21 protein-coding genes, 1 pseudogene and 1 riboswitch are annotated in these 24,962 nt (G+C 29.6%); of the genes and pseudogenes, 5 read left to right on the forward strand and 17 right to left on the reverse strand.

Annotation, left to right across the window (positions count from 1 at the left end):
• Positions 1-147: 147 nt before the first annotated feature.
• On the forward strand, positions 148-318 hold the full coding sequence (locus I4U89_RS12565; RefSeq protein ID WP_092921951.1) for a DUF362 domain-containing protein: 171 nt from the start codon (positions 148-150) through the stop codon (positions 316-318).
• A gap of 47 nt (positions 319-365) precedes the next feature.
• On the opposite strand, the gene I4U89_RS12570 is transcribed toward I4U89_RS12565, so the two are convergent.
• Positions 366-1,004 (reverse strand): redox-sensing transcriptional repressor Rex, encoded by a 639-nt coding sequence (locus I4U89_RS12570; RefSeq protein ID WP_092921948.1) that lies wholly within the window; start codon positions 1,002-1,004, stop codon positions 366-368.
• Between the two features lie 119 nt (positions 1,005-1,123).
• On the opposite strand from I4U89_RS12570, the gene abc-f reads away from it, so the two are divergent.
• Both abc-f and I4U89_RS12580 read left to right on the forward strand, forming a co-directional pair.
• A complete protein-coding gene (gene abc-f / locus I4U89_RS12575) occupies positions 1,124-3,037 on the forward strand; it encodes a ribosomal protection-like ABC-F family protein (RefSeq protein WP_195940692.1) in 1,914 nt (637 codons plus the stop codon).
• 163 nt (positions 3,038-3,200) lie between these two features.
• Positions 3,201-4,577 carry an MATE family efflux transporter gene (locus I4U89_RS12580; RefSeq protein WP_195940693.1) on the forward strand — a complete coding sequence of 459 codons (1,377 nt, stop codon included), beginning with the start codon at positions 3,201-3,203 and terminating at the stop codon, positions 4,575-4,577.
• Between the two features lie 41 nt (positions 4,578-4,618).
• Here the strand turns inward: I4U89_RS12580 and I4U89_RS12585 are convergent, their stop codons facing one another.
• From I4U89_RS12585 to hdcA, 7 genes are all read right to left on the reverse strand, one after another.
• Positions 4,619-4,891, reverse strand: coding sequence for a hypothetical protein (locus I4U89_RS12585; RefSeq protein ID WP_195940694.1), 273 nt, complete (start codon positions 4,889-4,891; stop codon positions 4,619-4,621).
• Between the two features lie 25 nt (positions 4,892-4,916).
• The gene (tsaD, locus tag I4U89_RS12590; protein ID WP_195940695.1) at positions 4,917-5,933 is read right to left on the reverse strand and encodes a tRNA (adenosine(37)-N6)-threonylcarbamoyltransferase complex transferase subunit TsaD; all 1,017 of its coding nucleotides are present in this window, start codon (positions 5,931-5,933) and stop codon (positions 4,917-4,919) included.
• A 2-nt stretch (positions 5,934-5,935) separates the two neighbouring features.
• Complete coding sequence (gene rimI / locus I4U89_RS12595) at positions 5,936-6,391, reverse strand: ribosomal protein S18-alanine N-acetyltransferase (RefSeq protein WP_243279216.1); 456 nt, start codon at positions 6,389-6,391, stop codon at positions 5,936-5,938.
• The gene (gene tsaB, locus I4U89_RS12600) at positions 6,381-7,097 is read right to left on the reverse strand and encodes a tRNA (adenosine(37)-N6)-threonylcarbamoyltransferase complex dimerization subunit type 1 TsaB (protein WP_195940696.1); all 717 of its coding nucleotides are present in this window, start codon (positions 7,095-7,097) and stop codon (positions 6,381-6,383) included. The genes rimI and tsaB overlap by 11 nt, the downstream gene beginning before the upstream one ends.
• Complete coding sequence (gene tsaE / locus I4U89_RS12605) at positions 7,097-7,549, reverse strand: tRNA (adenosine(37)-N6)-threonylcarbamoyltransferase complex ATPase subunit type 1 TsaE (protein ID WP_195940697.1); 453 nt, start codon at positions 7,547-7,549, stop codon at positions 7,097-7,099. Before tsaE ends, tsaB begins: the two co-directional genes overlap by 1 nt.
• A 605-nt stretch (positions 7,550-8,154) precedes the next feature.
• Positions 8,155-9,633, reverse strand: coding sequence for a basic amino acid/polyamine antiporter (locus tag I4U89_RS12610; RefSeq protein ID WP_195940698.1), 1,479 nt, complete (start codon positions 9,631-9,633; stop codon positions 8,155-8,157).
• A 95-nt stretch (positions 9,634-9,728) separates the two neighbouring features.
• The gene (gene hdcA, locus I4U89_RS12615; protein ID WP_195940699.1) at positions 9,729-10,691 is read right to left on the reverse strand and encodes a histidine decarboxylase, pyruvoyl type; all 963 of its coding nucleotides are present in this window, start codon (positions 10,689-10,691) and stop codon (positions 9,729-9,731) included.
• A gap of 685 nt (positions 10,692-11,376) precedes the next feature.
• Between hdcA and I4U89_RS12620 the strand changes: the two are divergent.
• Positions 11,377-11,493, forward strand: a pseudogene (locus tag I4U89_RS12620) (HAD hydrolase family protein); the annotation flags it as partial.
• Positions 11,494-11,718: 225 nt separating this feature from the next.
• Entirely contained in the window at positions 11,719-12,042 is a 324-nt protein-coding gene (locus I4U89_RS12625; RefSeq protein ID WP_195940701.1) for a hypothetical protein, read from the forward strand.
• A gap of 112 nt (positions 12,043-12,154) precedes the next feature.
• On the opposite strand, the gene I4U89_RS12630 is transcribed toward I4U89_RS12625, so the two are convergent.
• The 9 genes from I4U89_RS12630 to I4U89_RS12670 all read right to left on the reverse strand — a co-directional run.
• Positions 12,155-12,769, reverse strand: a complete 615-nt coding sequence (locus tag I4U89_RS12630) for an ECF transporter S component (protein ID WP_195940702.1) — start codon at positions 12,767-12,769, stop codon at positions 12,155-12,157.
• 117 nt (positions 12,770-12,886) lie between these two features.
• A riboswitch (FMN riboswitch) is annotated at positions 12,887-13,006 on the reverse strand.
• Positions 13,007-13,132: 126 nt separating this feature from the next.
• Complete coding sequence (locus I4U89_RS12635; protein WP_195940703.1) at positions 13,133-14,290, reverse strand: amidohydrolase; 1,158 nt, start codon at positions 14,288-14,290, stop codon at positions 13,133-13,135.
• A 20-nt stretch (positions 14,291-14,310) separates the two neighbouring features.
• On the reverse strand, positions 14,311-16,449 hold the full coding sequence (locus I4U89_RS12640) for a Tex family protein (RefSeq protein ID WP_195940704.1): 2,139 nt from the start codon (positions 16,447-16,449) through the stop codon (positions 14,311-14,313).
• A gap of 80 nt (positions 16,450-16,529) precedes the next feature.
• Positions 16,530-17,640 (reverse strand): peptide chain release factor 2 gene (prfB, locus tag I4U89_RS12645; protein WP_195940705.1). Its coding sequence is split into 2 segments (ribosomal slippage): positions 16,530-17,564 and positions 17,566-17,640, totalling 1,110 coding nucleotides; the frame shifts between segments, so codons are not numbered across the junction.
• Between the two features lie 15 nt (positions 17,641-17,655).
• A complete protein-coding gene (gene secA, locus I4U89_RS12650; protein WP_195940706.1) occupies positions 17,656-20,328 on the reverse strand; it encodes a preprotein translocase subunit SecA in 2,673 nt (890 codons plus the stop codon).
• Positions 20,329-20,546: 218 nt separating this feature from the next.
• Positions 20,547-21,095 (reverse strand): ribosome hibernation-promoting factor, HPF/YfiA family, encoded by a 549-nt coding sequence (gene hpf / locus I4U89_RS12655; RefSeq protein WP_195940707.1) that lies wholly within the window; start codon positions 21,093-21,095, stop codon positions 20,547-20,549.
• A 607-nt stretch (positions 21,096-21,702) separates the two neighbouring features.
• Positions 21,703-22,473, reverse strand: a complete 771-nt coding sequence (locus I4U89_RS12660; protein WP_195940708.1) for a ComF family protein — start codon at positions 22,471-22,473, stop codon at positions 21,703-21,705.
• Complete coding sequence (gene recD2, locus I4U89_RS12665; RefSeq protein ID WP_195940709.1) at positions 22,474-24,696, reverse strand: SF1B family DNA helicase RecD2; 2,223 nt, start codon at positions 24,694-24,696, stop codon at positions 22,474-22,476.
• Between the two features lie 119 nt (positions 24,697-24,815).
• Positions 24,816-24,962, reverse strand: a 147-nt coding sequence (locus tag I4U89_RS12670) for a methionine adenosyltransferase domain-containing protein (protein WP_195940710.1), incomplete at its 5' end; no start/stop codon positions are given.

Consider the following 24,962-nt stretch of genomic DNA (forward strand, 5'->3'; position numbering starts at 1 on the left):
ATTTATTGTTAGCCTATACCCATTTTATTTTATATTAATCTGTCGTTTTATCAATATTATTGTAAAATTTTTTTCTTTGTTATGTTGGAATTTTTTTGTTATAATATTACTGAATACATAATAAAAAAATCAAGGGAGGATTTTGTGATGGCTTACATGATAAACGATGCTTGCATAAGCTGTGGTGCTTGTGCTGCTGAATGTCCAGTTGAATGTATATCTGCAGGAGATGACAAATACGTTATAGATGCAGATACTTGTGTTGAATGTGGTGCTTGTGCTGGAGTATGTCCAGTTGATGCTCCTCAACCAGAGTAATCTAATATATAAAAACTACCATACATATGTATGGTAGTTTTTTATTTTTATAATTCTTCTTCACTTTCTTTCATTAAGTATGATAGAGTGAATAAACTTTCTGTTAAATTTACGTTCTCAACTATAACATCTTTTGGTACTTCTAAATCTATAGGTGCGAAGTTCCATATTCCTTTTATACCAACACTAACTAATCTATTAACTGTGTCTTGCGCTCCGTTCTTAGGTATACATAGTATAGCAATATCTATATTATGTTCCTCAACATATTTCTCTATTTCCTCTGAGTCTAGTACTTCAAAATCTCTTATTTTTAATCCTATCATTTTTGGATTTGCATCAAATAATGCTTTAACTTCAAATCCAGCTTTTCTAAATCCAGAATAGTTAGCTATTGCTTGACCTAAGTTTCCTGCCCCTATTAGTATTGCGTTATACTTTCTATCTAGCCCCAAAATTTTTCCGATTTCATTATGAAGCGCTTCTACATTATAGCCATAACCTTGTTGCCCAAATCCACCAAAATTATTTAAATCTTGTCTTATTTGAGATGCTGTAAAACCGATAATCTCACTTAATTCCTTAGATGATATTCTATGTATATCCTTATCTAATAACTCTCCTAAGTATCTATGATATTTCGGTAATCTTCTTATAACTGCCATCGATATATTCTTAGAACCCATTTTTTTCACCTCCTGTAAATATGACATAATTATCTATATTTTTAAAACATAGTTTAATATCCTTGATTATATTATATCAAAACATTATAATTTTAGGTAGTTCAAGGAGGTATAAATTTATGATCGTTTTGTCGTGTAATAACTTAAATAAAAGTTTTGGAATAGATTCTATATTAGAAAATGTAAGTTTTACTGTTAATGAAAGTGATAAAATAGGGATAGTTGGTGTAAATGGTACGGGTAAAACTACTCTATTTAAAGTTATCTCTGGAATATATGGTTATGATAGTGGAGATATATATACGTCTAAAGATTGTGAAATAGGATACTTAGAACAGCATACCAATTTCCACTCAAACAACACCATTTTAGAAGAAGTTTTAGAAGTATTTAAAGACTTAATAGAGATGGAAAACTACTTAAGAAACTTAGAGGTTAAAATAGCTGAAGAAAGTGCAAATCCTAACTCAAATAAACTTGAAAAAATAATGGATGAATACTCTCGCAAATTAGAAAAGTTCTCTGATATGAATGGTTACGGATATAAATCTGAGGCAAAAGGTGTTTTAAAAGGATTAGGGTTTAGCGATGACGATATGAACAAGCCTATAGACGTACTTTCTGGTGGTGAAAAGACTAGAGTGCTTCTAGGTAAACTACTTCTTAGAAAACCTACTCTACTTCTACTAGACGAACCTACTAACCATCTAGATGCAGAAGCAATAGAATGGCTTGAAGTTTTCTTAAAACAATATAAAGGTACTGTAATTTTAATATCACATGATAGATATTTCCTAGACCAAGTTGTTAATAGAGTATTTGAGATACATAATAAGAGATTAAAATCTTATAATGGAAATTACTCTGACTTCGTAAAAGCCTCTATTGTTGAAAAAGAAATAGAACAAAAGAAGTATGAAGACCAGCAAAAGGAAATAAAGAAACAAGAAGAATCTATAGAAAGATTAAAAGCATATGGCAGAGAAAAGCATGTAAAAAGAGCTAGAAGTAAAGAAAAAATGCTTGCTAAAGTCGATGTATTAGATAAGCCTGATGGAGAAAGAAAGAGGGCTAGAATAGAGTTTAATCCATCTATTACTAGTGGTAATGATGTTCTCCAATTAAGAGATATCTCTATGGGATATGGTGAAAAAATATTATTTAAAGATATAGATCTCGATATATATAGAGGAGAAAAGGTTGCTCTTATAGGTGCTAATGGTATCGGTAAATCTACTCTATTTAAAATAATTATGAATGAGTTAAATCCTTTTTCTGGAGACGTTAAGTTTGGTACTAATGTCAATGTATCTTATTTCCACCAGGAGCAAAAAACTCTTAATTTAGAAAATACTATTATAGATGAAATATGGAATGATAATACTCACCTGACTCAAACTACTCTTAGAAGTATGCTCGGAGCCTTTTTATTTGAAGGCGAAGATGTATTTAAAAAGATTTCAACATTAAGTGGTGGAGAAAGAGCTAGAGTTGCTATACTTAAATTAATTCTTTCAAAAGCTAATTTTCTTCTTCTTGATGAGCCTACTAACCACTTAGATATAGATTCTAAAGAAGTTCTTGAAGAAGCTTTATGTGGGTATACAGGTACAGTATTTACAATATCTCATGATAGATATTTCCTAAATACTGTTGTAGATAAAATATTAGTTTTAGATGAAACTGGTATAACTGAATACCTTGGTAATTATGACTACTATTTAGAAAAGAAAAAACAAGTTCAAGAAATGAGTACTAATGTTGAGGTTGTAGAGAAAACTAAAACACAACTAAAAGATGAAAAACGTAAAGAGAGAGAACAAAGAGAAATAGAAAAGAAAAACAGAGTTAAAAGACAAAATATAGAGAAGGAAATAGAAGAAACTGAATCTGAAATAGAAGAACTTGATATATTACTATGTCAAGAGGAGGTCTATTCTAATCCTGATAGATCAAGAGAAGTTAGTCAAAAAAAATCATCTCTTGAAGATAAGTTATCTACTTTATATGAAGAGTGGGAATTATTTATGTAGAAGCCATTTATAGGCTTCTTTTTTATGTAGATAATTTCATAAGATAATATTATAATATAAAATGTTTTCAATTTAAATTTCTATAATTTATATAGTTACACACATACTTTATTATGATATTATTTAACAAGATGATTTTAAAATTAAATAAAGGGGTGATATTTTGCAAGGATTATTTTCCTTAAGTGATGATAATAAGATGTTCTATAAGGTACTTGTGTCATTATGTATTCCTATAATAATTCAACAACTTATATCAACATCAGTAAATGTAATAGATACTATGATGATAAGTAGTTTAGGCGAAACATCAGTAGCTTCTATAGGTGTTGCAAATCAGTTCTTTTTCTTATTTAGTATGTCACTATCAGGCATTACTGGTGGTGCAGGAATATTTATTTCTCAGTTTTTTGGAAAAGGCGATACAACTAATATTCGTAAGGTAACTGGCTTTACTATTATATTAGCAATTTTACTTAGCTTGGTATTCTTTATTCCAGCATTAATAATACCAACAGAAATTATCCATATATTTTCATATGATCCTGAAGTAATAAAACAATGTAGAGAGTACTTTAGTATAGTTATATTTTGTTATCCTCTTATTGCTATGAGTACTGTATTTAGTACAGGTTCAAGAGGAATTAGAAATCCTAAGCTAGGTATGATCTGTAGTTCAGTTGCATTAATTGTTAATATAATTCTTAATTACGGTCTTATATTTGGTAATTTAGGAATGCCTATGTTAGGTGTTAAAGGAGCTGCACTTGCTACTGTTATAGCTAGAATAGTTGAATTTTCTTTAATAGTTGGATATGTATACTTCTTAAAAAAAGATTATACTTTGAAATTTGGTATAAAAGAATTAAAACTTATTGATAAAGAGTTTTCATCATCATTCTTAAAAACTAGCTTTCCAATATTCCTAAATGACACTGCATGGGCAATTGGTACAGTATTATATTCTGTTGCATACTCAAAAGCTGGTACTTCTGCAATAGCTGCTAGCCAAATAGCAACAAGTACAGGTAACTTCTTTATAATGACGGCTGTATGTATAGCCATAGGTGCATCTATAATGTTAGGTAATGAGCTTGGCGCAGATAATATTGATAGAGCTATCTCTTATGCTAAAAAATTCTCTGCTCTTGTGTTTATTACAGGGCTTATCTTTGGAGGATTGCTAATATTAAATATTCCTATGTTATTAAAGATATTTAGTGTTACAGACATGTTAGCTCCAGATATAACTAAAATATTTATTATAATGGGTATTTTGATGGCTCTTAAGTCATTTAATACATTAATAGTAATAGGTATTTTAAGAAGTGGTGGAGATACTAGATATGCTTTATTTTTAGAGCTTGGATGTATGTGGTTAGTATCAATTCCATTAACATTTATAGCAGCATTTAAAGGTGCTCCTATTTATGTATTAGTACTATTAACTTACAGCGAAGAAATAGTTAAGTTTATATTTGGTGTTCCAAGGGCTTTATCTAGAAAATGGGCTGCAAATATAGTAAAAGAAATGAATTAATTAAAAAATAACTCTGAGAAATCTCTCAGAGTTATTTTCTATCACATTGTACCTATAAGTGCACTAAAAATATATATCACTAAAAATAATGTACTTATAATCCATAAGCCTACTGATATTTTTTTATTCTCTTCATAATAAATATATGATGTTATAAATCCAGAAACTATAGCTCCTGAACATAAAAAGTCTATTATTGATGTAGCTAATGAACTTGCTAATATAGCATATAAATCTATTATTGATGTAAATACTAATAAAAACATAATTTGAAATATCACTGCTACAGTTAATAGTACATTTGTTTTTTTCATAATTTCCCCTTATAATTTATTGTATTTACCTCTGTCCAATTTTTAGATTTGGAACAGCATTTAAACTCATATCATCTATTATTCCATTTATATAGTTATAATATCCTGCGCAACCTATCATAGCAGCGTTATCTGTACATAAATCTACTGGTGGATATTTTATATCTATATTATTTTCTTTTCCTAATTCTGTTATCTTTTCTCTAAGTGCTGAGTTACAAGCAACTCCTCCTGCTAAAGCAATAGTGTTGTATCCTTTTTCCTTGGCTGCTTTTATAGCTTTTTGAGATAATACTTCTACAACAGCTTCTTGGAAAGATGCACATACATCTTCTACTACTATTTCTTCTTTTTTCATCTTTTTAGAGTTTAGATAATTTAATACAGCAGATTTTAATCCACTAAAACTAAAGTCATAACCTTCATCTAAATAAGCTCTAGGAAAATCTATTGCATTTTTATTTCCTTGCTTAGCTAACTTATCTACTATTGGTCCACCTGGATACCCAAGTCCCATAGCTCTTGCTATTTTATCAAAAGCTTCTCCAGATGCATCATCTCTTGTTCTTCCAAGTATCTCATATTTTCCATAGTCCTTAACTTCTACTAAGTGAGTATGTCCACCAGAAACTATTAAAGTTATAAATGGTGGCTTTAAATCCTTATGAGCTATATAGTTCGCACTAACATGACCTTCTATATGATTTACTCCTACAAGTGGCTTATTTAGACAAAATGCTAATGATTTTGCATAAGATAGTCCAACAAGTAAAGCACCAACTAATCCTGGTCCATAAGTTACTGCTATATGATCTATGTCCTTTAATTCTATTTTAGCTTCGTCTAAAGCTTCTTGTAATACTCCATCTATATTTTCGATATGCTTTCTTGATGCAACTTCAGGAACTACTCCACCAAATTTTTTATGTAAATCTATTTGAGTTGAAACTATATTTGTTAAAACTTCTCTACCATTTTTTAAAATAGCTATAGAAGTTTCATCACAACTACTCTCTACTGATAATGTTATTATATCTTTCATTACTACACCGCCTTTATATCACTCCACATAATCATGGCATCTTCTTTGTTGTTGCTATAGTATTCTTTTCTTATTCCTGCTAACTTAAATCCATACTTTTTATAAAGATTTTGAGCAACTATATTTGATACTCTTACTTCTAAAGTCATCGATACTATATTACTTTCTCTACAAAGCTCTACTAGTGACTTAATTAATTTGTCTCCTATTTTTCTACCTCTATAATCTTCATGTACTGCTACATTAGTGATATGTCCTTCATCTAAAACAAACCATATTCCAACGTAACCTACTACTTTATCATCTATTTTAGCTACTAAGTATCTAGCAACATCATTACTTAATTCTTTTTTAAATGCATCCTTAGACCAATAATCTTCAAAACAGTTTTTTTCTACTTCAAAAACTCCATCAATATCTTTAGCCGTCATTCTTTCTATAACTATACTATTTTCCATCATTTAACCTCTTCATTTTTTCATCATACTGAACTTCCGCTTGGGACTTTCTAATATATACTGGATTTATAGTATAGCAATCATGCACATTTATATTATTCTTGTATTTTTGCATACCTATTACACATAAACTACTTGCTTTATTTACATTATGAGAAGGTGCTGGTATATGTATATTTTTTATTTCCTTAATCTTATCTTTATATTTATATACAGCTTCTCCAACTAATATCCAATCTTCATTAGAGTTTGATAATTCTTCTAATAAATTATCTATCTCTATTACGTCTACACCTTTTAACTCAACTAATTTTCCATCTTCATATTTATATTGTCCCATATAAACTTGAGTTCTTTGTGCATCTAATATTGAGCATATTTTCTTATCACATAAATCCATGTTACCTGCTAATAATTCAACTGAATTAACTCCTACTATAGGTATATTATTTACATGAGATATTGCCTTTGCAGTAGCCATACTTATTCTAAGTCCCGTAAATGAACCAGGGCCTTCACATATAGCTATCACATCCATATCATTTACATTTAAATCACTCATCTTCAGCATATTTTCTATCATAGGCATAAGTTTTTGAGAATGTGTTTTTTTTGTATTTACCGTATATTCACATATTAGTTTATCATCTTCTATAACTGCTATACTTGTAGCAAGTGAAGATGTATCTATTCCTAGTACCTTCATTATTTTGTCAACTCCTCAACTATCTTTTCGTATTTTTTTCCTACTGGATTTAATATCATTTCTCTAGACATGTCTTTGTATCTTAATTCTATATGTAAGTATTCTTCTGGAAGTATATCTTCTATTAAGTTTGCCCATTCTATTATGCATACTCCTTCTCCATTTATATACTCATCATATCCTATATCATACATTTCATCGCTACTACCAATTCTATATACATCAAAATGATATAAAGGCATTTTTCCTTCATATTCATTTACTATTGTAAATGTTGGGCTAGTTATGTAATCATCTACTTCTAGAGCCTTTGCAAGACTTTGAGTCATCGTAGTTTTTCCAGCTCCTAAATCTCCTATTAAACATATTACACTTCCTGGTGTTAGCAATTTTCCTAATTTATATCCAATTTCTTTTGTTTTATTTTCGTCTTCTAAATATATTTTAATCATAAATTCATCTCCATAAATAGTTTGAAAAAATTATCAACTAGATATTATTATATTATAACCATCTGGTATTATAAAGTATTTATAAATATAATATACATTTGTGGTTGACTTTTTGAAAATAGTGGACTACTATTTAATTAAGAATATAAGTTAATTGAAACCATGAAGGTTTTTAGAGGTACAGGTGTATGTACTTTTAAAAACCTTTTTTAAATTTACTCTATATTCCTAACCCTTTTTAAAAATTATTTCCTACTGCCTGTAATATAGGCAGTTTTTTCTTTTTAATTTAATATTTTAATAATATTCATTATCAATAAATTTTTTTATAAAATATGTATATAATTTTTCAATATGACAATAATTAGAGTATAAGAAATATTTATTCCCCCAAACAATATATTCCTTATTCCCCTAAAGCACTTGCTAAGAAATTAGTAGGTGCTTTTTACTTTGAATACACATATATTTAAGCCATAATATACTCAAAGAAACAAAGTTAATAATGAATATATTCTTATATAATAAAATATTTGGGTTCTAAATAAAACGAAAAATAGAGAGATTAATTTTTATAATCTCTCTATTTTCTCATTTTATCTAAATTACATAAATTTAAATAAATATATTAAACCTACTATCCCAAGCACTATTAGCCCTATAGCAACATATCTTTCTATCTTAGTAAATTCAGGTTTGTCTGGCTCTATTTCTTTTCTTGCTTTTTTAAATACTGGGATACCTATCGCATAGATAATTAATGATATTAATAAATATTCTAACCCTGCTGCATATAATAACCATAACCCATATATAGTACCTATTATGGAAGTTATATATGCATAAGTACGACTTGCAAATATTTTTTTTGGATAAGCATCCTCTTTTGAAGATATTTTATATAAGTATAAAGTTGAAGCTATATAACAAGGTAAAGCCATAACACTTGTTATACTTAACATCATGTTCCAAGCATTTCCTGTAAAATGAACACATATTAATATTATTTGCATTACAATAGTAGAGGCAAGTAATGAAAATGATGGTGCTTCTTTTGTATTTTCTTTTGTAAATACTTTAGGGAATGTTCCACCTTTTGCTGCTGCATATGGTAATTCTGTTAACATAACTGTCCATATAAGCCAGGAACTTAAAATGGCTATAATTACACCAACATTCATTATTATACTACCCCATTTACCAATTATAGTCATTAAGACTGCTGCAGTTGACGGTGGTGCCATTTTAGATACAGTCCCTTGAGGAACTACACCAAGTGGTAATAATGAAAGCATAGTATATAGTAAAAGGCAAATTAAGAACCCTAAAAATGTAGCTTTCCCAACATCTTTTTGTGATTTAGCTCTACCAGATACAACAACTGCTCCTTCTATACCTGTAAATACCCATAAAGTTACCAGCATAGTACTCTTAACCTGAGGCAATAATCCACCTAATGCACTATCATGAACTGATTCAACAGTTTTTAATCCCCAAAAATCAGTAAAGAAAAATGAAACTTTAAATGATATAGCTAATATTAATATAAATATAGCTAATGGAACTAGTTTACCGATTGTTCCTATTATATTAAAAAATGCAGCTTGTTTAACACCTGATAAAACTGCAAAATAAATAATCCAAAGTACTATTGATCCACAAGCAATAGACAACCAGTTATTCCCACCTGTAAAATATGATGGGAAGAAATAGTTAAGTGAATCCATTAATAGTACTGCATATCCTACATTGGCGAAAGAGTTACATATCCAATACCCCCATGCCATTAAGAAACCTGTAAATTTACCAAATCCTAACTCACCATAAGCATATATACCAGTTGTCACATCTGGTCTGGCTGCTGCAAGCACTCTAAAAGTGTTTGCAATAAACCACATACCAAAACCAGTTATTATCCATGCAATTAGTATTGCACCGGCAGATGCATGTTGAGCCATATTTTGCGGTAGATTATAAACTCCACCACCTAGCATAGCGCTTATTACTACGCCCGCTAGAGCAACTACACCAAGCTTTTTAGTGCTATTATCTTTCGCTTCGCTACTGCTACTTTTATCGCTCATAATAGCCCTCCTAAATTTTATTAAGTTTTATGAAAATTACTAGCTTTAAGTGCATTTTGCAATTTAAACTCTTAACAAAATGTACTTAAAAATAATTATTTCTGAGTACATTCTGTTAATGGTTTAAATTCCATCTCATCTAACCACTCATTAAGTGTTAATTGATTTAAACTTGAAAATCCGCTTTCAGGTACTGCATCTCTTGCTAAAGTTACATATGGAGCGCAAGTTAATGCATTTCCGATTTCACCTGGTTTCATTATTGTATATGCAAATCCTACATAAGTTCTATCAAATACTACATGTGAATCTCTACCACACTCTTTAACTGACCAAGCAACTGCTTTTCTGTGTTTTTCTAAGAATTTCTTTAAATCTTCTTCATTATCATTTTTTGTCCAAAGTCCCGCATCTTCTATAAATAAATCCGCACAATTATCTCTATCATTTGATAATGAAATTGCTATAAATGACCAAACTCCGTAAGCTTCTCCTTCTTTTAAAGGTCTATTTTCTTTTGGTCTATAAGATGTAACACTCTTGTTTGCGCATATTACATGAGCTCCTGGTATTGTTGGGAAACGTCTATTTTTTTCTGTACCGAATAATTCAATACCTGCTTCTAATAAAGGTTTAGCGTCATACACTTTAAGTGGTGTTCCATCAAATTGTTCAACATCAAATAATGGTTGTTCTTTTTCATCCGCTATATTCATATGTGTTGCTAAATCATAACCCCATACTTGCCCTGCTATACCACAAAAAGATGAAGCTGTAAGCATATTTATTTGACCGACATATGCATCATTTATTTCCGCCCTGTCATATGAAACTATTCCGTCTAATAAGAAGTCATCTGTTTTTTTAACTGTACCTACAGAAACTGTAAGAACTGAAACATATCCATTTCCATAAGCTCCTGGCATTCCGTATCCATCACAGTAACGATTATATGGACTTATAGCTGTTTTATCTACCTTAGCTGCTCTTACTTTTCTTACCTTTCCGGGACCTACCCCTATAGTTCGATTTCTCTGTTCTTCTAAATTCTTGTTCATTTTGAACACCTCCCCAAAATTATATACAGCAAATCGCTGTACATGAGTACATATACCCTTGACAAAAAAACAAAAACAGAAAACGTTTATTTCTTTATATTTAGAAATTTACTAAAGTTCTATATACTTGTACATTATTTTAATGATTATTTATATCATACGCTTTATTAGATATAATAAGTTTTTCCTTTCATAATTGTATATTTTTTCAATTTAACCTACTTTTTGTAGTTATTATAATAAATTTAAAAGAAATTTAATATGAATATAAAATTAATTTTTATAGATATAAATGGTACTCCTTTAATAGATCAACAAACCATTTCTAAAAAAATAAAACTGCTATTAAAAGCGCTTTTTCTAAAGATGTTTATGCTGCTATCACTACTGACAGAGTATATTATTGTGCTAAATATACTATGATTAAATCGGATTAAACACTAATAATAGCATCTAATAAGGCTTTTATTGATAGAAGTGGTGGGCAAGTTATTTACAAAAACTCATTAACATCTAGTGAATTTAAATATTCTCTAGATACTCCGAAAAAATATAGAGTGTTTTCTTATTTAACTGCGAACTTTGGTATTGCATCAATTAATGTACTTTCAAAAAATTATATTTATAAATTTTTAAATAATCATCTAAAAGACGATGAAAAAATCAAATTTAAAATTTTAAAAGAGATGAAATTATGTGTAAAGGTGATAGCAAAAACGATTTATCAATGATTGAATACGCAGGATTTAAAGTTGCTATGGAGAATACAATTTATAAAGCAAAAAATTCGTTCAATATATAACATCATCAAATACTAATTAAGATGTTGCTAATCTATAGAAAAATCCGTATTAAAAACATGTAACAATTAATGAAATATTACATATAAATTAGTTATAAACAGTAACCAAATATGCTTGTATGTACATGTGATTCAGAAAATAATTATATTGTGAAAGCATGATGGAAATATCTTTCTCAGGTGTCCCGTACTGATATAGTAAGTTTTAGTTTTTGGAGGTATTATATGAAAAACTGGATATACTCTTTATTATCTCTTATCGTATTAGTTACTATTAATTTTTTATTCTCTAAATTATTTAATACATCATTTATAGAAATGTCATTTTTAACAGGTTTATTAATATCAGTAATTATTTTTTATTTCTCTAGTGAAGGTGGCTTTTTTACTTTCAAAACTGACCTACCAATTAAGCACTTATTAGAAAGTGAATCTCGTAGAAATACACATTTTTTAAGATTTTATATAAGTCCTCCCTTTATAGTTTCTGTTCTATATACTATAATTGCTGCTATTTTAAGTATAATTGTATATTGGGAGTATTTTTAGTTAAAATTTAACTTACCAACATATTTATTAGTTTATATAACTTTTTTAAATTTATTGTCATATAAAAAATTTATAAAAATAAAGCTATCCCTTCTAAGAGATAGCTTTATTTTTATTTCATTCTATTTAAAACTTTTTCAGTTTTTTTATACATTGGTAATGTTAACAGAGACATTATTGTTGCTTTTAATATATTAAATGGTGCTATTATCCATATAACAAAACTTAATTTATCTACGATTACTGGATTTATCGCTGCACCCATTTCTATAACTGCTTCAATTGGCATTATAGTACTATAAAATGGTAACATGATAAAGTAGTTAGATAAACATCCTACTATTGTCATAACTATAATTCCTAATAAAAGACCAATTATAAGGCTATTTGTTTTTCTTCTTTTGCTATATATATATGATACTGTCCATACAAATGATCCACCTATTATAAAGTTTGCTAACTCTCCTACCCCGCCTGTAGTAGACATTCCTGTTATAAATTGAAGCAAATTCTTTAAAAAAGCTATCATAACACCAGCAGCAGGTCCTAAAGCTATTCCTCCTAAAAGTGCAGTTAAATCTGATATATCTATTTTTAAGAAATCTGGGAATAATACAGGTATTGGAACTGATATAAACATCAGTATATATCCTATAGCTGATAATATACCTACCTTTACTAATGTGGATGTAGAAAACATCCTATTACTTTTAATTGTTTGTTGCATAATTTTTTACCTCCTAATTTTTATTAGGAAAAATAAAAAGCTCGAAGATCTTACCTTCGAGCTTTTATGGATATAGCAAAAAACTATAAATATGTCCTTATGTAGAAATATTTCCATAAATATCTTCTCTCATCCAGACTTTACTGTCGGCTTTGGAATCTCACCAAATCATGCTACTTTTGTAGCTCGCGGGCTATAACCGCCGGTAGGGAATTTCACCCTGCCCCGAAGATCTTCAGAAACTATTTAATTTTCCGTATATTTTAATAATATTAAATAGTTTATTCAAAGTCAACTGGTTATTAGATATAAGTTTTTTGATATAGTTTTTTTATTACGATGACAATACTATTATACCCATATCTATCTTCTATAAACCACTTTTCCATCTATAATAGTCATTAGTACATTGCTTTGTATTTCTAGAGGGCAACCATCCCATACAACTATATCTGCATCTTTTCCAACCTCTAAAGATCCAACTCTATCTTCTACACCTAAAGTTTTGGCTGGGTTTATAGTTATAGCTTCAAGGGCTTTTTCTTTTTCCATACCATGTTTTACTGCTATTCCAGAGCATATTGGTAAGTATTGTACTGGTATTACAGGATGATCTGTTGTTAACGAAACTTGAAGCCCTTCTTTTGCAAGTATGCCTGCTGTATCAAAAGTCAGATTTCTAAGTTCTATTTTAGATCTTTCTGATAATGACGGTCCAACTACAACAGGATATCCTTCTTCAGCTAATTCATCCGCTATAAGATGCCCTTCTGTACAATGATCTAAAGTTAACTTGATATCAAATTCTTTAGCTATTCTTATAGCTGTAAATATATCATCTGCTCTATGCGCATGAACTTTAAATGGTATTTCACCCTTTAATATAGGTATCATACATTCCATTTTCATATCATACTCTGGCTTATCATGATCTTCATGTTCTTCGTATAATTCTATTTCTTCTAAATATTCTTCAGCTTTTTTTAAATGCTCTCTTAAAAGTGCTGCTATAGCCATTCTAGTTTGAGGCATTTTTTCATCTCTTCCATAACAGCTCTTAGGATTTTCTCCAAATGCAATTTTTGATGCCACTGGATTTTTAAGAACCATCTTATCTATTCTTTTCCCATAAGTTTTTATAGCTATACATTCTCCACCCATAACATTAGCACTTCCAGGTGTAGTACATACTGATGTTATACCACCTTGAACTGCTTCTGTAAATGTATTATCCATTGGGTTTATACCATCTATTGGGTTTAAGTGTGGTGTTATAGGATCTGTTTCTTCATTTCCGTCAGCACCTTCAAATCCCATTCCATCTTCCCATAATCCTAGATGTGTATGTGCATCTATAAATCCTGGAAATACAAATTTACCTTCTACATCTATTATTTTTATATCCTCTTGAGAAGTTATATTACTTCCTATTTCTTTTATTTTTCCATTTTCTATAAGGATATCTCCTTCAATTATTCCATTTGTTATAGTGTTTATTACACCATTTTTTATAAGAAGCATATCTTCCCTCCTAATATGATTTATATGTTCATAGATAAAGCCACTCTTTGCTTATCTATATCTACCCCTATAACTTTTACATCGATAATATCTCCTACTGTAACTATGTCCATAGGGTCCTTTACAAAGCTTTTACTCATTTGAGATTTGTGAACTAATCCATCATTTTTTATACCTATATCAACAAATGCTCCAAAGTCTACTACATTTCTAACTGTTCCTTTTAGTACCATTCCTTCTTGAATGTCTTCTATTTTTAAGACATCAGTTCTAAGTATAGGTTTTATGCCTTCTTCTCTAGGGTCTCTACCTGGCTTTTTAATTTCAGCTATAATGTCCTTTAATGTTAATTCTCCAACTTCTAACTCTTCACTTAATTTTTTAAGCCCTATTTGTTCAACTTTAGAATCTATGTCTTCTATATTTCTGTTTTTTAAGTCGTCCATTGAATATCCTAATAATTTTAACATACTTTCGCAAGTCTTATAGCTTTCTGGGTGAACACCGGTATTATCCAAAGGATTTTTAGCATCAGATATTCTCATAAACCCTGCACATTGAGTGAAGGCTTGTGGCCCTAGCCTTTTCACTTTTTTAAGTTGTGCTCTAGATGTAAAATCACCATTTTCTTCTCTATATGCTACTATATTTTTAGCTATACTATGACTTATACCAGCAATATGCTCTAATAAAGAATATGATGCTGTATTTAAATCAACTCCAACACTATTAACTGAATCTTCTACAACTCCACCTAAAACTTGCTCTAATCTTTTTTGGTTAAGGTCATGTTGATATTGACCTACACCTATACTCTTAGGATCTATTTTTACAAGCTCTGCTAATGGATCTTGTAATCTTCTAGCTATTGATATAGCACCTCTTATAGATACGTTTATGTCTGGATGTTCTTCATTTGCAAGTTCTGATGCAGAATATACAGATGCTCCTGCTTCATTTACTATTATGTATTGAACTTCTTCATCCATTTCTTTAATCATATCTGATACTATTTTTTCTGATTCTCTTGATGCTGTTCCATTTCCTATAGATATTATGTCTATTGAGTATTTTCTTATTAATTCTTTTAACTCTTTTTTAGCTTCTTCTACTTTGTTTTGTGGCTGTGTAGGATAAACAGTTGTAAAATCTAATAATTTACCATTTTTGTCTACAACAGCTATTTTACATCCTGTTCTAAATGCTGGGTCAAATCCCATGACTACTTTATCTTTAACAGGTGGTTGTAATAATAAGCTCTTTATATTTTTACCAAATACACTTATTGCCCTTTCTTGTGCATTTTCTGTTAGTTGATTTCTTATTTCTCTTTCTATAGATGGGAATATTAATCTCTTATAAGCATCCTCTATAGATGATATTATTTCTTCTTTTGATTTATTCTTTTCATTTACATACTCACTTACTATATGATTTATTACTTTATCATTGTTTATTTCTAATTTAACTTTTAAGAATCCTTCCTTTTCTCCTCTATTTACTGCTAGTACCCTATGTGGAGCTATCGTCTTTACTGCTTCATTGTAATCGTAGTACATATCATAAACTGATTTTTCATCTTTAGAATTTTTTGTACTAATCATACCTTCTCTTAATGCTAGTTCTCTTATATATTTTCTTATCTTAGCATCTTCTGAAACTACTTCGGCAATTATATCCTTTGCGCCTTTTATAGCATCATCTTCACTATTTACGTCTTTTTCTGTATTAATGTATTTTTTAGCTTCTATACTTAGATTTTCTATTTCTCCATTTAGTATAGCTAAAGCAAGATTTTCTAATCCTTTTTCTTTTGCTATAGTTGCTCTTGTTCTTTTCTTTTGTTTGAACGGAGCATAAATATCTTCTACTTCCTGAAGTGTATTTGCTTTTACTATGTTCTTCTTTAACTCTTCAGTAAGTTTACCTTGTTCTTCTATGATTCTTATTACATCTTCTTTTCTACTTTCTAAATTTCTTAAATATACTAGCTTATCATGAAAAGCTCTTAATACAACATCACTCATTTCTCCGGTCATTTCTTTTCTATATCTAGCTATGAACGGAATTGTATTTCCTTCATCTATAAGCTTTATAGTATTACTTATTTGTTCATCTCTAAGGTTAAACTCTTTTTTTAAGATTTCATTTACTTTCATATTTGTCCTCTTCTTTCGTAGAAATTTATATGTAGCCTCAAAATAGGGCTCGAGAATAAAATTCTCAAGCCCTTATTTTCCTATTTACTAGATTTATTCATTTTTAAATATTCATTTATAAATAAATCTATATTTCCATCCATTACACTATCTACATTACCTACTTCTGCATTAGTTCTATGATCTTTAACTAACTTGTATGGTTGGAATACATATGACCTGATTTGACTTCCCCAAGTTATCTGAGAATATTTACCTTGAATGTCTTCTATCTTTTCTTTTTGCTCTAACTCTTTAAGTTCTATAAGCTTTGCCATAAGCATTCTCATTGCTGTATCTTTGTTTTTATGCTGAGATCTTTCATTTTGACACTGAACTACTACTCCTGTAGGAATATGTGTTATTCTTACAGCTGAATCTGTAGTATTTACATGCTGTCCTCCTGCTCCAGAGGCTCTGTATGTGTCTATTTTTAAATCAGCTTGATTAATATCTATATTTATATTTTCATCTAACTCTGGTAATACATCTATTGATGCAAATGAAGTATGTCTCTTTCCTGATGGGTCGAAAGGAGATATTCTTACTATACGATGAACTCCCTTTTCACTCTTTAGGTACCCATATGCATTTATTCCTTCTATTAGAAGTGTTGCACTTTTTATACCTGCTGCTGGGTCTGATAGCATATCTAAAACTTTGACCTTATAATCCTTACCTTCTCCCCATCTAATATACATTCTTAGTAGCATTTGTGCCCAATCTTGAGCATCTAAACCACCAGTTCCTGCATTTATAGACAAAATTGCATTATTTTTATCATATTCTCCGCTAAGTAATGTTTTAATCTTAAGAGTATCTATTTCTTTTTCAAGCTTTGATATAGACTCTTCTATTTCTTTTTCTATAGATTCATCATTCTCTTCTAGTCCTAATTCTATTAAAACTTCAATTTCTTCTACTGTTTCTTTTAAAGTATTAAATTCTTCTACTGTTTCTTTTAAAACCTTATTTTCTTGAAGAACTTTCTGAGCAAGTTCATTGTCGTTCCAGAAATCTTGCTCGTTCATTTTTTCCTCGTTTTCTTCTATTTTAGCTAGTGCACCAGCAATGTCAAAGAGAAACCCTCATTTCATCTAGATTTGAAGACATTGACTCTATGCTATTTCTATAGTCTTGTAATTTTAACATTTCTGTCCTCCGAAATTATCTACCACAACATTTTTTGTATTTCTTCCCACTTCCACAAGGGCAATCATCATTTCTTCCCACTGTCTCTTCTTTTCTAACAGTTTTGTTTGATGATTCTTCATCAGTATTTGATGATAAGTGGTCAACATCTATAACCTGTTTTCTTTCTACAGGCTCTTCTATAGTTATATTAAATAGGTATCTTACAGTATCTTCTTTGATATGCTTAGTCATTTCATCAAACATATCAAATCCTTCCATTTTGTATGCAACTACTGGATCTTGTTGACCTATTGCACGAAGACCTATACCTTGACGCAATTGATCCATTGCATCTATATGATCTATCCAATGGTTATCTACTGATTGAAGTAATACTACTCTTTCAACTTCTCTCATTCTTTCAGATCCTATTCTTTCCTCTTTACCTTGGTATATCTTCATTGCTATGTTATAAACTTCTTCTACGATTTGAGTAGTATTAAGTTTTTCCACATCTGGTATTTCTATACTTCCTTTTGGTAGGAATACATGGTATAGGTAATCCCTAAATCCAACGAAATTAAATCCATCTTCTAAAGTATATGCAGCTACTGTGTCTTCTATTATAGATAGGATCATACCTTGTATTTGTTCTTGTAAGTTTTCTCCTTCTAATACACGTCTTCTCTCAGCGTAGATTATTTCTCTTTGCTTATTCATAACATCATCATATTGAAGTACATGTTTTCTTATACCAAAGTTTCTACCTTCAACTTTCTTTTGAGCACTTTCTATTGATTTAGTTAACATCTTATGCTCTATAGGCATGTCTTCTTCAAGACCTATTTTTTCAACAACAGAAGTTATTCTTTCACTTCCAAATAATCTCATAAGGTCGTCTTCTAAAGATATATAGAATCTTGAACTACCTGGGTCACCTTGACGACCAGCACGTCCTCTTAACTGGTTATCTATTCTTCTAGATTCATGTCTTTCTGTACCTATAATAGCTAAACCACCAGCTTTTAAAACTTCTTCTTGCTCTGCTTGAGTTTGTGCTTTATACTTTGCATATAATTTTACGTATTCTTCTCTAGCTGCAAATAATTCTTCATTTCCTTCTTTTTCTATTCCTTCTAATGATGCATCTACTCTATTTATAACATCTTCTTCGTATCCCATTTTCTTCATTTCTTTTTTAGTTAAGAAAGTAGGGTTACCTCCTAGAACTATATCTGTTCCACGACCTGCCATGTTAGTTGCTATAGTTACTGCTCCTAATCTACCAGCTTGTGATATTATTTCTGCTTCTTTTTCATGATATTTTGCATTTAATACTTCATGCTTTATTCCTCTTCTTTTTAATAGATGAGATAATAATTCTGAAGTTTCTATTGAAACTGTACCTACTAATATTGGTTGCTTTGTTTTATGTCTTTCTATTATATCCTCAGCAACTGCATTGAATTTACCTTTCATATTTTTGTATACAGAATCTGGTAAATCTTCCCTTTGTACACCTTTGTTTGTAGGTATTTGGACAACGTCCATTTTATATATTGCTTTAAATTCTTCTTCTTCAGTTTTAGCTGTACCTGTCATACCTGATAACTTATTGTACATTCTAAAGTAATTTTGGAATGTTACAGTAGCTAATGTTTTTGATTCTCTTTGTATTCTTAAACCTTCTTTAGCTTCTATAGCTTGGTGTAATCCTTCAGAATATCTTCTACCAAACATAAGTCTTCCTGTAAATTCATCAACTATAACTATTTCTCCATCTTTAGATACATAGTCAACATCACGCTTCATTATAACGTGCGCTTTTAATGCTTGGTTTATATGGTGATATAACTCTATATGAGCTACATCAGTTATATTATCAACATTGAAGTAAATTTCTGATTTTTGTATACCTGATTCTGTTAAAGACACCGCTTTTTGTTTTTCTTCTATCTCATAGTCATCTGGCTTTAGTGTTAATACAAATGTATTCGCATCCGAATATAAATGAGTAGATTTATCTCCAGGTCCTGATATGATAAGAGGAGTTCTTGCTTCATCGACAAGTATTGAATCGACCTCATCCACTATAGCATAGTTTAATTCTCTTTGAACCATTTGTTCTTTATGTATTACCATATTATCTTTTAAGTAATCAAACCCATACTCATTGTTTGTTCCATAAGTTATGTCACATTGATATTGTTCTCTTCTAACTTGTGGGTTTTGACCGTGAACTATTACACCTACAGTCATTCCTAAAAACTCATATACTTTTCCCATTTGCTCTTTATCACGTTTTGCTAAGTAATCATTTACAGTTACTACATGTACCCCTTTTCCTGTAAGAGCGTTTAAGTATACTGGAGCCGTTGCAACCAACGTTTTACCTTCCCCTGTTTTCATCTCTGCTATTCTACCTTGATGTAGCACTATCCCACCTATAAGCTGTACTCTATAGTGTCTCATACCTAGTACTCTTTTAGATGCTTCTCTAACTACAGCAAATGCTTCTGGTAAAATACTATCTATACTTTCTCCACCATCTAGTCTTTCTCTGAATATATTAGTCATATTCTTAAGTTCTTTATCTGTCATAGGCTCGAACTTTGATTCTAAAGAGTCTATTTCATCAACTATCTTATTGAATTTTTTTAGTTCTCTTTTATCTGCCATATTGAATAAATTATCTAAAAAACCCATGTTTAGCATCTCTCCTCGCTCATTTATTATACTATTATACATTTTACCATAAAAACAATAGATTTTATATTGTTATATTTACCATGTATTTACTTGATCTTGCTTAATATTTTATTTTTTCAATTATTATCTACAAACAAAATAAATGCCACTAACAAAGATTTTATATGTCTTTAATTAGTGGCATTATTTTTAATATATAAATACATTAATATAGTTTACTCATGTTCTATCATTCCATATCCACCATTTCTACGTCTATAAACTATAGAAATATCATCAGTATCAACATTTCTGAACATATAGAAATCATGTCCTATAAGGTCCATTTGTAAAACAGCTTCTTCTGGACTCATAGGTTTCATATCAAATTTCTTATGTCTTTCTATAACTATGTCTATATTTTCTTCATCCTCAGAATAATCACTATCCTCTAATAAATCATCTGTTTGATATCTTATACTCTCATTTACATGATGTCTATCATGCAATCTTTTTTTATATTTTCTCAATTGTGTATTTAATTTATCGTATACAACATCTATAGCAGCATATAAATTTTCTTCTATATCTTCTGCTCTGATTATTGGTCCACTTATAGGGATTATTGTTACTTCTATTTTGTGTCTAGCTTTTTTAGCACTAACAGTTACTTTAGCCTCTGTTGATGGATGAAGATAAAAATCTAACTTACCTATTTTTTCTTCTATCGATGACTTTATTCCATCTGTTAGTTCTATTTGTTTTCCAGATATAATTATATTCATAAGAACATCTCCCTTCGGTTATAACGGTATAAAACTTATATTTTATACTTACATAATATATTCTATATCGACTTATACAATCCTTTATTTTTATTGTTTACTTTTATAATTCATTATATTCAAGTAAAGTTATATTATTTTATTTATTGATATTTATAATTTTCATGTGGATTATTACTTTTATTGTTATTGTGGATAATGTGGATAAATTTGTTAATAACTCTTAAATACTGTATTTCTAGCTATTCATAATTCTTCAACTATCCACATATATCAATAATAATTGTGATTAATTTGTGAATTATTGTCGTAATTTAAATTTTTGTAAAAAAAAAGCACCTCTAAAGGTACTTTTGAATATTTAGCTGACCTGGTTTTTGACCCCACACTCGCCTACTGGAGGGTTCGCTTGGGTTTGCCGCACTACTAGCTCTCTCGATTTTATATCGGTAGGTCTTACTTCTAAGCCGCACCATGATCATTAACCCAATTTTTAGTGTTAACTTACGTGGATCCCTTTGCCTGCGACTGGCTTGGACTTTCAACCACAGACCTAAATATTACTTATCTATTTTAATATTTTAGTAACTTAATGTCAATAGTAATTTTAGGTATCAATAGTTCTGGTTAAAAATGTTATTACTGTAACGCTATTTACATTATTTAACTTTAATATTTTTGATATTTCATTTACTGTTGATCCTGTTGTAAAAATATCATCTACTAATAAAACATTCCTATTTTTTAATTTGAACGATTCTTCTTTCAATGCAAATACATTCTTTAATTCTTTCTTCCTCTCTTCTTGATTTAATTTGTAAAGTCTTTTTGTATTTTCAATTCTTACAACTATGTCTAAAACATCTTTATCTAATAGCTCACCTAAGTACTTAGCTATTTTCTCTGACTGATTAAAACCTCTTTTTCTTTGCCTTTTTTTATGAAGTGGAACAAACAAAATATAATCAAATTCTAAATTCTCTAGTTCTATCCTTTCTTTCATTATAGTAGCTATATATCTACTCATATATGTTTTTCTATTATACTTTAATCCAAAAACTACTTTTTTACTAAATTCACTATATTCTATACATGATATAGCTCTATCAAAATAAAAAGATTTATTTTTGCAATATCTACAATTACAAATATCTACTTCTTCTAAAGAATCATTGATAATTGATTTTCCACATTTTAAACATCCATCTAATATAAACTGCAATTCTTTAAAACAAGATATACACAATGAATATGTATTTGTAGTTTTTATAGGATTGTTGCAAATTATGCAAGATATATTCTCCGGATATAATAATTCTAAACTTGTATGAAATACTTCCCTTATTAGTTTTTGTTTATGTATTAAGAAATTATACATCTACTTAATTAACAAACCTTCTTCCTTAAATTTATTTAGCTTATAGGATAAATTCGAATGTCTATTATTAATTCTATTGTTCTTTATCATGTATTCTAGATACTTTACATCTCCTACTAGTACAACTAGTTTTTTTGCTCTAGTTACTGCTGTATATAATAAATTTCTACTTAAAAGCATTGGTGGAGCCCAAGTTATAGGTATCACAACTACTGGAAATTCACTTCCTTGGCTTTTATGAATAGTCGTACAATAACTATGATCTAACTCATCTAGCTCATCATAGGTATATGATACAATTTTCATTTGATCAAATATAACGTATACTGTTCTTTTATCTTTATCTATATGATATACATATCCAATATCACCATTGTATATACCTTCTCCACTATCAGTTTTATCTTCATTTTCCCATTTTCTAGTATAATTATTTTTTATTTGCATAACCTTATCACCAACTCTAAAAATTCTTCGTTGGAAAGTTTCCTCTACCTTATACTTTTCAGGTTTATTAAGATGCTTTTGTAGTTCTATATTTAGGTTTGTAACCCCTAAGTCTCCTTTTCTCATAGAAGATAAAACTTGTATATCTTTTAATTTATCAACATTATAAAATTTAGGTAATCTCTCACTTACTAAGCCTATTATTTCATTTATTATTTCTTCATTAGTACTTTTTCTTATAAAGAAGAAATCTTTCCCTTTAGAGTTTAAATGTAATGGCTGTCCATTATTTATTTTATGAGCATTAACTACTATCATACTTTCTTGAGCTTGTCTAAATATCTCGGTTAATCTAACTACTTTTATAACACAAGAATCTATCATATCTTTAAGTACATTTCCTGCACCTACTGATGGCAATTGATCACTATCACCTACTAATATAACCCTTGTCCCAGGTTTAATTGCCCTTAGTAAAGAGTACATTAGTAAAATATCAACCATAGAAACCTCATCTATTATTATTACATCGGCCTTTATTGGCTCTTCTTCATTTTTCATAAATTGAAGTTCATCACTGTCTGTTGCATATCCCATTTCTAGTAATCTATGTATAGTCTTAGCCTCTTTGCTTGAGGTTTCACTCATCCTCTTTGCTGCTCTCCCCGTTGGGGCAGCTAATACAACTTCTTGGTTATTATTTTCAAATATTTTTATTATGGTGTTGATAGTAGTAGTTTTTCCTGTTCCCGGACCACCAGTTATTATTACCACTCCACCTTCTATTGCTTCTTTTACCGCTAACATTTGATTATTAGCAAGCTTTATACCTTCTTCTTTTTCTACTATTCTTATCTCTTCTTCAATATCTATATTTAAATCTTTAAATTCATGCTGAGATAATTTTATTATTTGTTTACATACTCCATTTTCCGATAAATAGTATGGTATTAAATATATTAGATGTTGATTATCTTTTTTCTCTATATGTATTTTTTGATCATATGCCAGTTCTAGTATACACTCTTTTACAAGCTCTACTTTTACCCCTAATAATTTAATAGCTTCTTGTATAAGGATATTTTCTGGTAGGTATGTATGACCATTCCCTAATGATTGGTTTAGAGTATAAAGTATCCCTTGAGAGACCCTATCCTTTGAATTTTTTTCAATTCCTATTTTACTCGCTATATTGTCTGCTATTTTGAATCCAACACCTCTTATATCTTCCGCTAATTTATATGGATTCTTATTTATAACTTCAATAGCTTTGTTTTTATACTTTTTATATATTTTCATACAGTAGTTAGGAGTTATTCCATATGGAGAAAGTTCTATTATTATATTTCTAAGTTCTCTATTTTCTTCATAGCTTTTTACTATCTGATCTATTTTCTTTTGACCTATACCATCCACTTCACTCAGTCTATGAGGATTATTTTGAATTATATCTAATGTACTTACTCCAAACTTATCCACTATTTTTTTTGCCATTTTTTCGCCGATTCCATGTATCATACCAGAAGATAAGTATACATATATTCCTTCTAAAGACGTTGGTGTTACCGGCATAAATTTGTTTACTTCAAACTGAGTTCCATAAGTTTTATGATTTGTCCATTTTCCTTCAACTTCTATGCTTTCCCCCACAGATAAAGTAGGCATACAACCAACTATAACTACTTCATTCTCTGAGTTAGCCAAGTGGGCTATAGTGTACCCATTATCCTCATTTTTAAATACTATATCACTTATCATTCCTTCTAATTTTTCCATATTCATCTCCTACAACCCATAATATTTCTATCGTTCACTTAAGTTGTATTTATTATACCTTTTATACAAAAAAAATTCACCCCTTGAACTAGAGGTGAATTATCTATAGTTATTTTAAATTATTGTCCTAATGCTTCTTTTCTTAATAGCTCTGCTTTATCAGTTCTTTCCCATGGTAAATCTATATCAGTTCTACCAAAGTGACCATAAGCTGCTACTTGCTTGTATATAGGTCTTCTTAAATCTAAATCTCTTATTATTGCTCC

This window comes from Romboutsia sp. 1001713B170131_170501_G6 (assembly GCF_015668195.1).
Classification (GTDB): domain Bacteria; phylum Bacillota; class Clostridia; order Peptostreptococcales; family Peptostreptococcaceae; genus Romboutsia_C.